Genomic DNA, 12772 nt, shown 5'->3' with positions numbered 1-12772 from the left:
AAGCGCTCCCGAACGCCTTGTACAAAGTTATGGAGACAGCATGTCCGAGCACACCCCAGACCCGGCCCGCCAGGCCTACTACGAAGAAATCGGCCGCAGCCACATGACCCCGTTGTGGGAGTCGCTGCACGCCCTGGTGCCGCCGCAGCCGCGGCCGCAGATCGTTCCCGCCATCTGGAAATACGCGCAGATCCGCCCGCTGGTGATGCAGGCCGGCGGCGTCATCAGCACCGAGGAAGCGGTGCGCCGCGTGCTGGTGCTGGAGAACCCTGGCATCCCCGGCAAGTCCAGCATCACCTCGACGCTGTACGCCGGCCTGCAGCTGATCCTGCCGGGCGAGATCGCGCCCAGCCACCGCCATACGCAGTCGGCGCTGCGCTTTATCGTCGAAGGCAAGGGCGCGTGGACCGCGGTCAACGGCGAGCGCACCACCATGCATCCCGGCGATTTCATCATCACGCCGTCGTGGACCTGGCATGACCATGGCAATCCCCCCGTGGAAGACGGCGGCGAGCCGGTGGTGTGGCTCGACGGCCTGGATATCCCGCTGGTGCAGCAGTTCGACGCCGGCTTTGCCGAGAACTACCCCGAGTCGCAGCAGCCCGTGACCCGCGCCGAAGGCGACAGCTTTGCCCGCTTCGGCCACAACATGGTGCCGGTGCGGCACCGCGTGACCGATCCCACCTCGCCGGTCTTCAGCTACCCGTATGCGCGCTCGCGCGAGGCGCTGGACCAGCTCTACCGCAACGGCGAACTCGATCCCTGGGACGGCGTCAAGCTGCGCTACGTCAACCCGGCCACCGGCGGCTGGCCGATGCCCACCATCGCCACTTTCATGCAGTACCTGCCGGCCGGCTTCCAGGGCAAGACCTATCGCAGCACCGACGCCACCGTGTACAGCGTGGTGGAAGGGCGCGGCACGGTGCGCATCGGCGATGCGCAGTTCCAGTTCGAGCCGCGCGACGTGTTCGTGGCGCCGTCATGGGCGCCGGTGCAGCTCGGCGCGCTGGAAGACGCCGTGCTGTTCAGCTATTCCGACCGGCCGGTGCTGTCCGCGCTGAACCTGCTGCGCGAAGCGCGCAGCTGAGCCGGCAACCCCGACCAAGCCGCTGCCCGGCGGTGCCATGCGGTACCGCCGGGCCGGCGCTTACCTGCAAATCACTGGAAGCCCCACCATGTCCTACGTCTTCACGCCTCCCGCCACCGTTGCCATTCCCGTTGCCGGCAGCGATGACCAGTTCGCCGTGCGCCGCGTCTACTGCGTCGGCCGCAACTACGCCGCCCACGCCCGCGAAATGGGCTTCGATCCCGAGCGCGAACCGCCGTTCTTCTTCTGCAAGCCGGCCGACGCCATCGTCCCGGTGCAGGCCGGCACTGCGCTCGAGCTGCCGTATCCCGCGCAAACGCAGAACTATCACTACGAGGCCGAACTGGTCGCCGTGATCGGCAAGAGTGGCTCGGATATCCCCGTCGGGCAGGCGCTCGAGCACGTGTGGGGCTACGCCGTCGGCCTCGACATGACGCGCCGCGACCTGCAGATGAAGATGCGCGAGATGGGCCGCCCGTGGGAAATCGGCAAGGCCTTCGACGCCTCGGCGCCGGTCGGCCCGGTCCACCGCGCCAGCGCCATCGGCCACCCGCAGCAGGCCGGCATCTGGCTGACGGTCAATGGCGAAACGAAGCAGCGCAGCGATGTGTCGCACCTGATCTGGTCGGTGGCCGAGACCGTGGCTTACCTGTCGCAGTTCTTCCGCCTGGAACCGGGCGACGTGATCTTCACCGGCACGCCCGAGGGCGTGGGCGCGGTCAAGGCCGGCGACACCATGGTCACCGGCGTCGACGGCCTGGGCGAACTGACCGTGCGCGTGGTCTGAAACAGGCAAGCCGAATCATGCAGCTCTACAGCTTCTTCAACAGCTCCACCTCGTACCGCGTGCGCATCGCGCTGGCCCTCAAGGGCCTGCCGTACGACTATCTGGCCGTCAATATCCGCACCGGCCAGCATCGCCACGCGGAGTATGTCGATGGCATCAACCCGTCCGCTTCCGTGCCCGCGCTGGTCGATGGCGAGTTCACGCTGGGGCAGTCGTTCGCGATCATCGACTACCTGGACGCGCGCCATCCCGAGCCGCGCCTGCTGCCACGGGATCCGGAGCAGCGCGCGCGCGTGCTGGAGCTGTCGATGCTGGTCGGCTGCGACATGCACCCGGTCAACAACCTGCGCGTGCTGCGCTACCTGCAGGACACGCTGAAGGTTACGCCCGAGCAGAAGGACGCCTGGTACCGCCACTGGATCGACGAAGGCATGGCCGGCGTCGAGCGGCTGCTGGCGCGCCATGGCCATGGCAAGTGGTGCTTCGGCAATGCACCCACGCTGGCCGATGTCGTGCTGGTGCCGCAGGTGGCCAACGCGCTGCGCATGGGCTGCGAGCTGGATCGCTACGAGCGCGCGATGGCCATCTTTGCCCACGCCAGCGCCCATCCCGCCTTCGCCCAGGCCGCGCCCGCACGCCAGCCGGACTACATCGCCTGACGCCAGCGGCGCAGGCCAGGAGACAGCAATGAGCAGCACTCAAAACGAGACCCACAACACGACCGGCAAGGTCCTCATCATCGGCGGCGGCATCGGCGGCCTGGCCGCGGCGCTGGCGCTGGCACGCCAGGGGATCCGCGTCGAACTGCTGGAACAGGCCGAGCAGATCGGCGAGATCGGCGCCGGCATCCAGTTGGCCGCCAACGCCTTCGCCGCGCTCGACGCGCTGGGCGTGGGCGAGGCCGCGCGCGGCCGTGCAGTCTTTACCGACTACATCAGCCTGCGCGACGCCATCGACACCAGCGTCATCGCGCAGGTCGATGTCGGGCAGGCGTACCGTGAGCGCTTCGGCAACCCGTATGCGGTGATCCATCGCGCCGACATCCACCTGTCCATCCTCGAGGCCGTGCAGGAGCATCCGCTGATCACGATGCGCACCAGCACCCGCGTGGAGCAACTGCTGCAGGACCAGCACGGCGTCACCGTGGTCGACCAGCATGGCGAGCACCACCGCGGCGATGCGGTGATCGGCTGCGATGGCGTCAAGTCCGCGATCCGCCAGGCGCTGATCGGCGACGAGGCGCGCGTGACCGGGCACGTGGTCTACCGCGCCGTGGTCGACGTGGCCGACATGCCGCAGGACCTGCAGGTCAACGCACCCGTGGTATGGGCCGGCCCGCACTGCCACCTGGTGCACTACCCGCTGCGCGGCGGCCAGCAGTACAACCTGGTGGTGACCTTCCACAGCCGCGAGCAGGAAACCTGGGGCGTGCGCGAGGGCAGCAAGGAAGAAGTGCTGTCGTACTTCGAGGGCATCCACCCGCTGCCGCACCAGATGCTGGACCGCCCGACCTCATGGAAGCGCTGGGCCACCGCCGACCGCGACCCGGTCGAGCGCTGGAGTTTCGGCCGCGCCACCGTGCTCGGCGATGCCGCGCACCCGATGACCCAGTACGTGGCGCAGGGCGCCTGCCAGGCGCTGGAGGACGCGGTCACGCTGGGCGCTGCGGTGCAGGCCGCCGATGGCGACTACGCCGCGGCCTTCAAGCTGTACGAGCAGGCCCGCATCCCGCGCACCGCACGCGTGCTCTACGCCGCGCGCGACATGGGCCGCGTCTACCACGCGAAGGGGGTCGACCGCCTGGTGCGCAACAGCCTGTGGACCGGCCGCACGCAGGCGCAGTTCTACGACGCGCTGCAATGGCTGCACGGCTGGCGCGCCGACAAGTGCCTGAGCCCCACGCCCTGGCTGTAAATGGCTGAGCGCGGCGTTCTTTGCGCGCTGAAAACCCTGATAGCGAACTGGCGGCCGACGAAGCCGCCGGCCCTCACTCGCCCTAATCCTGGCAACAAGGAGGAGACACCATGCCTGCCAGCCAACCGCTCAACGTCACCGCGTTCATCGACCGCCAGCCGCTGTCGGCGTTCCAGGTGACCATCGTCGTACTGTGCTTCCTGATCGTCGCCGTCGACGGCTTCGATACCGCCGCGATCGGCTTTATCGCACCCGCCATCCGCGCCGAATGGCAACTGACGCCGGCCCAGCTGGCGCCGCTGTTCGGCGCCGGGCTGGGCGGCCTGATGGCCGGCGCGTTCCTGTTCGGCCCGCTGGCGGACCGGTTCGGCCGCAAGGGGGTGCTGGTGCTGTCGGTGCTGTGCTTCGGCGCCGCCAGCCTGGCGTCGGCGTGGTCGCCGGACCTGTGGACGCTGGTGCTGCTGCGCTTTATCACCGGCCTCGGGCTGGGCGGGGCCATGCCCAACGCGATCACGCTGACCTCGGAGTTCTGCCCGGAGAAGCGGCGCTCGTTCCTGGTCACCACCATGTTCTGCGGCTTCACGCTGGGCTCGGCGCTGGGCGGACTGGCCTCGGCCGGGCTGATCGACGCCTTCGGCTGGCGCTCGGTGCTGGTCGCCGGCGGCGTGCTGCCGCTGGTGCTGGCGGTGGCGCTGGTGTGGCTGCTGCCGGAATCGGTGCGCTACCTGGTGATGACGGGCAAGTCGCGCGAGCGCATCGTCGCCACGCTGCGCAAGATCGCGCCGCACGAAGACCTGCGCGGCGCCACCTTTGCCGTCGGCGAGCAGCGCGCCGCCAGCTCGCCGGTGCGGCACCTGTTCCGGCCGGCGCTGCTGCGCGGCACGCTGCTGTTCTGGCTGACGTTCTTCATGAGCCTGCTGGTGATCTACCTGCTGTCGAGCTGGCTGCCGACGCTGCTGCGCGGCACCGGCCATTCGCTGCGCACCGCGGCGCTGGTGACGACCATGTTCCAGGTGGGGGGCACGGTCGGCGCGATCGCGCTGGGATGGCTGATGGACCGCTTCAACCCGCACCATGTGCTGGCCACCAGCTATGCGCTGGCGGCGCTGGGCATCGCCGCGGTGGGCAGCGTTGCCGCCGAGCCGGTGGCCGCGGGCGTGGCGGTCTTTATCGCGGGCTTCTGCATCTCGGGTTCGCAGGTGGGCGCCAATGCCTTGTCGGCCAGCTTCTATCCGACCGACTGCCGCGCCACCGGCGTCAGCTGGGCCAACGGCGTGGGCCGGATGGGCTCGGTGGTGGGCTCGGTCGGCGGCGCGACCCTGCTGTCGATGGGCCTGGGCATGCCCGCGTTGTTCGCGTGGATCGGCGTGCCGGCGCTGATTGCCGGGCTGTCGATGTTCTCGCTGGGCGTGGTCAGGCGGGAGCGGCCGCAAGCGCGCCTGGCGGTGTGAAGGCGGCCGCTGCGCCGACATTCCCAAGGGTTATGGCTCTATTCCGAACAGAGGATTGTGGCCATGGCCGCCGGCCTGCAACATGGCGCCCGCGGCCTGCTGGGGCAGGCTGGCAACGCATCACAGAAGGCGGCGCACCGCAGGTGCAGCCGCCTCGACAGCCATGGAGACAGCATGCAGGCGCAAGCGAAGTCGCGCGGGACGGAGTTCCGGCGCAGTCGGGCGTGGTGGACGGTGGTGCCGCTGGTGGCATTGATGGCGGCGCCGGCCGGCCTGGCGCTGGCCCAGGGCGCGGGCCAGCCCGCGGCGGTGGCCGAGAGCGAAGTGATGCAGGGCTTCCCGCCGCCGCCGGACCGGCAGGTCAGTCGCGGCACCGGCCTGCGCCCGCCTTATATGCGATGGGCCTTCCGGCACGCGCGCGAGATGTCGCCCACGGTGGGTATCCGGCATGCGAGCCAGCCGCTGGCGCTGCCGGGCCAGTCGGCGCCGGAGCTGGACGCGGTCCGCTTTAGCGTTGCCGGCCAGACGGTACAGGTGGCGGACTACCTGCGCGACACGCACACCGATGGCTTTATCGTGCTGCACCAGGGCCGGATCGTGTACGAGCGGTACCTTGCCGGCTTTGGCCCGCACCAGCCGCATATCTGGGCCTCGATGACCAAGTCCGTGACGGGGCTGCTGGCGGCAATGCTGGTCGAAGAGGGCAAGCTCGATCCCAACGCGCGGCTGGCGCAGTATGTGCCCGAGCTGGCCGGCAATCCGTTCGGCGAGGCCACGGTGCAGCAGAACCTGGACATGGAGGTGCCGGTCGGCTATCCGCAGGCACTGCCGCCTGACCTGGGGCTGTTCGGCGCGGTGGGCATCGTGCCGCGCAAGGCCGACGCGCCCGACACCATCTACGACTTCCTCAAGGTCGTGCACGCCACCGGCGCCGCCGGCGAGGGCCCGGACGGCGGCGTCTGGTACTACCAGAACGGCTCGCCCGAAGCGGTGGCGTGGGCGCTGCGCCGCATCACCGGCAAGCGCTGGGCGGACCTCGTTACCGAGCGGCTGTGGTCGCGCTTCGCCGATGACGATGCCTACACTCAGGTGGACCGTCAGGGCACCGAAATGGCGAGCGGGGGCATGAACTCGACGCTGCGCGATGCCGCCCGCTTTGCCGAGACCGTGCGCCGCGCCGCGGCCGGCGATGCCACGCTCGGTATTTCGCCGCAGGCGGTGCGGATCGCGCTGCAGCCCGCCGGCAACCAGGCCCGCTTCGCGCGCGGCAACACCACCGCGGGGCGCGACGGCTATGGCTATCGCAACTACTGGTTCCAGCGCAACGACGGCGACGGCAGCATCGAGGCCAGCGGCCGCTTCGGCCAGAAGATCTACATCAATCCCGCCAGGGGGCTGACCGTTGTGAAGTTCTCCGCCAGCCCCGACGGCGCTGCGCGCGCAACCAGCGCCGCCGCCGTGCGCAAGCGCGACGACCCGGCACGCGCGCTGGAATCGTCAGAGGCCATGGTGGCCGCGGCGCACGCCATCGTCGGCGCGGCCAGCCGCTGATCCACGCCGGGCACGCCCGGCAAATCCCCGCACCAAGTTCTCGCGCACGCCGCCAGGCCGTGCGCGGGGCACCTGCGCGTTGGCGGCGCGGCCGGTTGCGCACGCGGGTTGCCGTCCGCAATCCAGCCACGGCGCCTCCGCCGTGGCGATGACCAAACAGAACCAAGGAGCGAGACATGAAGACGAGGGCTCACCGGCGGATCCTGCCAACGGCACTGGCCTTGCTGGCCGTGCCGGGCGGGGGCGCGCACGCCAGCGTGACGCTGTATGGCGTGGCCGATGCCAATATCGAATACGTCAACCACCTGTCGGCCACGCTGCCGACGCAGCCGGGTTTTCCCGGGCCGGGCCATAGTCGCGTGGCGCTGGGCTCCGGCGGCCTGTCGGGCTCGCGCTGGGGCTTGCGCGGCACCGAGGACCTGGGCAGCGCGCTCAAGGCGGTGTTCGTACTGGAGAACGGCTTCGGTATCGACGACGGCCGGCAGACGCAATCCGGCCGGCTGTTCGGGCGCCAGGCCTTTGTCGGGCTGCTGAGCGAGCGCGCCGGCCGGCTTGCCTTCGGGCGCCAGTACACGGCCATCTTCGACGCCTTTTCCAACTTCTCGCCCAGCGGCTATTCGACCCAGTACGAGCCGATCGCGGCACAGCTGGGTCTGGACTTCCGCTCGGACAACACCGTGAAGTACACGGGCACCTTCGGCGCGGTGACCGCCATCGGCAATTATTCGTTCGGCAATGGCGTGCTGGGCGCCGGGGAAAACGCCGGCCAATCGCGCCGGGATACCGGCTATGGTGCCGGCCTGAACTACTTCGCCGGCGGCTTCGGCGCGGCGCTGGCGTTCAACCGCTTCAACCCCACGCTGGGGACGGGCGGCGCCGTCGGCAACTTCCGCAAGGCCGGCGCCGCGCTCAGCTATCGCGCCGGGCCGGTCAAGCTGATGGGCGGCTATCGCTGGGGCCTCAACAAGTCCGCCGACGGCGCCACCATCGTGCGGGACGATTACTACTGGGCCGGCGTCAACTACCGCGCCACGCCGGCGCTGGACCTGACGCTGGCGTTCTACTACGACGACGTCAAGGCGCTTGCCGGACGCAATGTGAAGAACCCCTGGCAGGTCAGCTTGATCGCCGACTACAGCCTGTCGCGGCGCACCGACGTCTACCTGACCACCGCCTACGTGCAGCATGCCGGCATCAACTTCGATACCTCGGCGGTGAGCTTTGCCAACGGCTACTTCCTCGGCAGCGGCCATCGCAGCATGACCGCGGTGGCGGCAGGGATGCGGCACCGGTTCTGAAAGGAAACTGCGCGGCCAGCCCGGTATCGCCGGGCCGGCCACAGTCGCTCAGGCCAGCGGCAGCTTCAGCACCTGCTCGGTGCTCAGGATATCGCCGAAGGTGTCGTCGAGCGCGGCCAGCGCGGCGCGGTGCAGTTCCTGGTGAGACACCGTGCCCGCCGCGGTATCGAGGTCGCGCGTGGCGCAGGCGTCGGCCGCCACGATCACGCCGTATCCCAGCGGCACCGCGTCGCGCGCCGCGCCGGTGACGCAGGCGTGGGTCATCAGCCCGGTGATGATCAGGGTCTTGATGCCGGCCGCCTTGAGGCGCTGGTCCAGGTCGGTGGTCGGGAAGGCGCTGACCGAAGTCTTTTGCACCACGGTATGGTGCGGCGCCGGTTGCAGGTCGCCGTGGAACGCCACGGTGGCGCCGTGTTCGGCGAAGACCGGGCTGCCCGCCGGGGTGACATGCTGGATGTGGAACACCGGCATGCCGGCGGCATCCGCGTGGTCGACCAGGCGCCGCGCGTTGTCAAGGGCAGCCGGGCCGTCGGGGATCGGCAGCTTGCCGCTGAAATATTCGTTCTGGAAGTCGATGACCAGCACGGCGGTGCTGGCGGCGTCGATGGCGGTGCGGGCCGGCGCGCCGGCGATGGTGCGTAGGGTCGGGTGGTGCATGATGGTCCTCGTCGACAGGGAAGTAGGTGGACGGCGCCAGTGGCGGCCGCTGTGTTGGCCGCAGGCGCGGCATGAAGCGTAGTTTCCGGCGTCGCCGGCAGCGCCGGAAGTGGCCCGATGGACAACATCCGATAGAATCGGGCCAAACCATGCCGACGTGGCCATGCCGTTTCAGCCACCAGACCGCCCCCGAACCGCCCCCCAACCCAGCGAGATTGCGATGCACACCGTCGCGGTGATTGCCTTCGAAGGCATCAGCCCCTTCCACCTGTCCGTGCCCTGCATCGTCTTTGGCGACGACCTAGACCGCCTCGGCGTGCCGCGCTACCGGCTGCTGATCTGCGGCGAGAAACCGGGATTGATTTCGACCATGTCAGGATTCCGCATCGAGGTGGAACACGACCTGTCGGTGCTGGAGCAGGCCGATACCGTGATCATGCCGGCGTGGCGGGATCCGGGCGAGCGCCCGCCGCAAGCGTTGCTCGATGCGCTGCGGGGCGCCAGCGCGCGCGGGGCGCGCATTGCCGGCTTGTGCCTGGGCACCTTCGTGGTGGCCGAGGCCGGGCTGCTGGACGGCCGCGCCGCGGCCACGCACTGGGCCTGGGCCGACGATTTTGCGCAGCGCTATCCGCGGGTGCGGCTCGACCGCGATTCGCTCTATATCGACGACGGGGCGATCCTTACCTCGGCAGGCACCGCCGCCGCGCTGGACTGCTGCCTGCACCTGGTGCGGCGCGACCATGGCGCCGAAGTGGCCAACCGGATGGCGCGCCGCATGGTGGTGGCCCCGCACCGGCACGGCGGCCAGGCGCAATACATCGAGCATCCGCTGCCGCAGGCGGACGGCGCAGACCGGCTCAGCCTGACGCTGGACTGGGCCATCGCGCACCTGGCCGAGCCGCTGACACTCGACACGCTGGCCGAGAAGGCCGGCATGAGCCGGCGCAATTTCACGCGGCGCTTCAAGGAGAAGACCGGCACCACCGTGACGCAATGGGTGCTGAACCACCGGCTGACGGCAGCGCGGCGTTTGCTGGAGACAACCGACAAGGGCGTCGACCTGGTGGCCGAACTGGTCGGGTTCGGGTCGGCCGTTTCCCTGCGCCAGCACTTCACCCAGGCGCTGGCGGTGTCGCCGTCGGCCTACCGCAAGCAGTTCGGCACCGCGGTGCCGCGCCCGCCGGCTCGCTGAGCCGGCGGGCCCCCCCGGTGCACCAACGCCGGCTCACATGTCGCGGTGATGCCGGTGCGAACCGCCGAACAGCCGCGCGCCCAGCACCACGCCGAGCCCGAGCGCCATCGCCAGCGCACGCACGGGGTTGGCGTGGACGTACGATTCGGTCCGCTCTAAGCCGGTTTCCCACTCGTTCTTGACGCGTCCTTTTACGTGCCGGGCAACCTCCGCGGACTTGGCCGCGATTTCCGTCGCTGCGCTGCCGGACCTGGCGGCAAGTTGGACGAACTCCGCCTTGGCCTGCTCGAGGTTATCGCCGGACAACGTGGGCAGGCGCTCGATCAGCCGGTCGAGCTCGCGCGCCAGGTCCTGCGATGCCGACGATCGTGCCGACGTGTCCTTCCACGGCGCGCTGCTGCGCGTATCCGAACCTGATGCCGAAGACATGCGCGTCTCCTGCTGGCGCAGGCCCGATGTGCTGGTGGGCGTGCTTGTCGTTTCCGTCTGTTCCATGGTGCGCCTCCGCATTGAAGTATCCGCGGCGCACCGGGCGAACCCGGCGCGCCACGGGAGGGCGGTGCACCTTTCGTGCCGGGCGATGGCTGCTGGCGTGACTGCCTCTGCGCCATGCTGGACGTGGCGCCACCGCGGCCTGTCGACAGCGCACCCGCATGCCGCATTACAAAGTCAGGCAGATTCTGCGCGCCGAGATTGCGCGGCGGATACGCGAGCGCAGCACGACGCGGGGTACGGGATCGTCGGGGCGCACAAAACCGCGCTGCCGGGCTTGGCATGGCGGTTGCATCGTCAAGGGTGTCGTACTCTGCAAGCAGGAGGGCATCATGGCACATCAAATTCCACGGCCAGAGGAAGGGCCGCACGTACCCGAGGTGCCGCCGGCTGATCCTTCACGCAAGAGCGAAGAGCAGCTTCCGCCCCGGCACGACGACGATCTCGGCAAGCCGCCGCGCCAGCCGGGACAGGAAGACCTGCGCCGGCAGTCGTCCTGGTCGATGCAGCAATAGCGTCCGGGCAATAGCTTCCACGCAATAGCGCGTCTATGCTGGACCGGTGTGCGACACGCCCCATGGCGGGTGCGTGGAGCGCGCCATCCGGCGCGCATGTCGCCACACACGTACCTGAGGAGGCATGTCGATGCGTGTCATGGTGATCGTCAAGGCAACCAGCGAGTCGGAAGCCGGCAAGATGCCCGGCACCGAGCTGCTGGCAGCGATGGGCAACTTCAACGAAGAACTGGTCAAGGCCGGCATCATGCTGGCGGGCGAGGGCCTGCAGCCCAGCGCAAAAGGCAAGCGCGTGCGTTTCGCGGGCAGCCAGCGCACCGTGACCGATGGACCCTTTGCGCGGCCGGAAGAACTCGTCGCCGGGTTCTGGTTGTGGCAGGTCAAGTCCATGGACGAGGCGGTGGAATGGGTCAAGCGCTGTCCCAATCCCATGGAAAGCGAATCCGACATCGAGATCCGGCCATTGTTCGAGCTTGAGGACTTTGGCGAGGAGCTGACGCCGGAACTCCGGGAGCAGGAAGAGCGGCTGCGCGAGCAGGCTGCGCGCGCGGCCAGGTCTCAGCAAGGCTAAGTCGGCATTACGCACAGAGAGACGGCGGTTCACACGCGAGTGTGAACCGCCGTTTGTGCTGAGTGGAGCGCGGAGCGAAGGCGGCGTGCAGCGATCGTATTGGAACGATTCGCGCCGCGCGGGAACGAAACAGGACAGGCGTGTGAAGCGGCCATCGCCGCATGGCGCGAGCCGCGCCCGGCACGCGATCTTCCAGGAGGACTGACATGAACACCACGGCAAAGCTGGTTCCGTCGACCGAACTGGCCCGGCAGAATCCCGTCCACTTTCCGAATGAAAGCGCCGCGTACCGCGAGGCGCGCAACGCCTTGCTGGCGGAAGAAATCGAATTGCGGCGGCACATCGAACGCGTGGCCGCACAGCGCCGCGCCTTGCCGCCCGGCGGCGAAGTGACGAAGCGCTATACGTTCCAGGGCGAGCACGGGCCGGTGACCCTCGAAGACCTGTTCGCCGGCAAGGATACGCTGGTGGTCTACAGCTACATGTTCGGGCCGCAGCGGCAGCAGCCGTGTCCGATGTGCACGTCCATCATGGCCGGCTGGGACCACAAGGTTGCGGATATCGAGCAGCGCACGGCACTGGCCATGGTGGCGCGCTCGCCGATCGATCGCCTGGTCGCTGCCAAGCGGGCGCGGGGATGGACACAGCTGAAGGTCTATGCGGATGTGGATGGCGATTTCACTCGCGATTACGTGAGTGCGGAGGATGCGGATGAGCCTGGATATACGGTCTTTTCGCGGCGCGACGGCAAGGTCCGGCATTTCTGGAGTAGTGAGATGTATGCGTTGACGTGCGATCCGGGGCAGGATCCGCGCGGGGCGCCGGATCTGGATCCGTTATGGACGTTGCTGGATACGACGCCGGAGGGGAGGGGGGATTGGTATCCGGAATTGGAATATGGGAAGTAGGGGTTGTTGCTGTTGGTGACATGCTGTCGGCTGTTGAACCGCTTGGTTCCGCCCTGCTGGGCGGGTCACTTTTTGGCCGAAGCGCCAAAAAGTAACCAAAAAGCGCGTTTACTGCCCTGCGGGCGGCATGTCTTATCGTAGTGTGCCTGGGGGTTTTCGTACGGGGCTTGGCTTCCTCACATAGCTGGACTGCCTGCCGCGGTGGTGCACTACGGTGGGAGGAGCGTTGGAATGATGTTTGAACGAGCCCAGAGCGCGGAGTGGTTCCTGCTGCTGGGCGTGTCGTAGGAGCGCCTACGGCTGCTGCGCCGGCCCTATCGCGGGGCGTGGGCCCTGGCACGGTACGCGT

General features: G+C 68.8%; 13 protein-coding genes. 11 read left to right on the top strand and 2 right to left on the bottom strand.

Going from position 1 to position 12772, the window contains the following annotated elements:
- Nucleotides 1-40 precede the first annotated feature (40 nt).
- The 7 genes from gtdA (at nucleotide 41) to MKD38_RS27455 (ending at nucleotide 8088) form a co-directional block, all read left to right on the top strand.
- A complete protein-coding gene (gene gtdA, locus MKD38_RS27485; protein WP_252682059.1) occupies nucleotides 41-1087 on the top strand; it encodes a gentisate 1,2-dioxygenase in 1047 nt (348 codons plus the stop codon).
- A gap of 88 nt (nucleotides 1088-1175) precedes the next feature.
- A complete protein-coding gene (locus MKD38_RS27480; RefSeq protein ID WP_252682058.1) occupies nucleotides 1176-1874 on the top strand; it encodes a fumarylacetoacetate hydrolase family protein in 699 nt (232 codons plus the stop codon).
- Nucleotides 1875-1891: 17 nt separating this feature from the next.
- A complete protein-coding gene (maiA, locus tag MKD38_RS27475) occupies nucleotides 1892-2533 on the top strand; it encodes a maleylacetoacetate isomerase (RefSeq protein ID WP_252682056.1) in 642 nt (213 codons plus the stop codon).
- Between the two features lie 28 nt (nucleotides 2534-2561).
- Nucleotides 2562-3788, top strand: coding sequence for a 3-hydroxybenzoate 6-monooxygenase (locus MKD38_RS27470; RefSeq protein ID WP_252682054.1), 1227 nt, complete (start codon nucleotides 2562-2564; stop codon nucleotides 3786-3788).
- Between the two features lie 110 nt (nucleotides 3789-3898).
- Entirely contained in the window at nucleotides 3899-5239 is a 1341-nt protein-coding gene (locus MKD38_RS27465) for an MFS transporter (RefSeq protein WP_252682052.1), read from the top strand.
- Nucleotides 5240-5413: 174 nt separating this feature from the next.
- Nucleotides 5414-6790 (top strand): serine hydrolase domain-containing protein, encoded by a 1377-nt coding sequence (locus MKD38_RS27460; protein ID WP_252682048.1) that lies wholly within the window; start codon nucleotides 5414-5416, stop codon nucleotides 6788-6790.
- A 176-nt stretch (nucleotides 6791-6966) separates the two neighbouring features.
- Nucleotides 6967-8088, top strand: a complete 1122-nt coding sequence (locus tag MKD38_RS27455; RefSeq protein WP_252682046.1) for a porin — start codon at nucleotides 6967-6969, stop codon at nucleotides 8086-8088.
- 48 nt (nucleotides 8089-8136) lie between these two features.
- On the opposite strand, the gene MKD38_RS27450 is transcribed toward MKD38_RS27455, so the two are convergent.
- Nucleotides 8137-8745 (bottom strand): cysteine hydrolase family protein, encoded by a 609-nt coding sequence (locus MKD38_RS27450; protein WP_252682044.1) that lies wholly within the window; start codon nucleotides 8743-8745, stop codon nucleotides 8137-8139.
- A gap of 220 nt (nucleotides 8746-8965) precedes the next feature.
- On the opposite strand from MKD38_RS27450, the gene MKD38_RS27445 reads away from it, so the two are divergent.
- Nucleotides 8966-9937 (top strand): GlxA family transcriptional regulator, encoded by a 972-nt coding sequence (locus MKD38_RS27445; RefSeq protein ID WP_252682042.1) that lies wholly within the window; start codon nucleotides 8966-8968, stop codon nucleotides 9935-9937.
- Nucleotides 9938-9970: 33 nt separating this feature from the next.
- On the opposite strand, the gene MKD38_RS27440 is transcribed toward MKD38_RS27445, so the two are convergent.
- A complete protein-coding gene (locus tag MKD38_RS27440; protein WP_252682040.1) occupies nucleotides 9971-10366 on the bottom strand; it encodes a hypothetical protein in 396 nt (131 codons plus the stop codon).
- A gap of 395 nt (nucleotides 10367-10761) precedes the next feature.
- Between MKD38_RS27440 and MKD38_RS27435 the strand changes: the two genes are divergently transcribed.
- The 3 genes from MKD38_RS27435 to MKD38_RS27425 all read left to right on the top strand — a co-directional run bounded on the left by MKD38_RS27435 (nucleotide 10762) and on the right by MKD38_RS27425 (nucleotide 12423).
- Nucleotides 10762-10944 (top strand): hypothetical protein, encoded by a 183-nt coding sequence (locus tag MKD38_RS27435; protein ID WP_147299332.1) that lies wholly within the window; start codon nucleotides 10762-10764, stop codon nucleotides 10942-10944.
- Between the two features lie 130 nt (nucleotides 10945-11074).
- Nucleotides 11075-11515, top strand: a complete 441-nt coding sequence (locus tag MKD38_RS27430) for a YciI family protein (RefSeq protein WP_252682120.1) — start codon at nucleotides 11075-11077, stop codon at nucleotides 11513-11515.
- Between the two features lie 206 nt (nucleotides 11516-11721).
- Complete coding sequence (locus MKD38_RS27425; RefSeq protein ID WP_252682038.1) at nucleotides 11722-12423, top strand: DUF899 family protein; 702 nt, start codon at nucleotides 11722-11724, stop codon at nucleotides 12421-12423.
- The last annotated feature ends 349 nt before the right edge of the window (nucleotides 12424-12772 follow it).

The sequence above is a fragment of the Cupriavidus sp. WGlv3 genome (genome assembly GCF_023952475.1).
Taxonomy (GTDB): Bacteria; Pseudomonadota; Gammaproteobacteria; order Burkholderiales; family Burkholderiaceae; genus Cupriavidus; species Cupriavidus phytorum.
The sequence above is the reverse complement of the archived record's forward strand: the minus strand, read 5'-3'. Positions and strand labels throughout refer to the sequence as shown.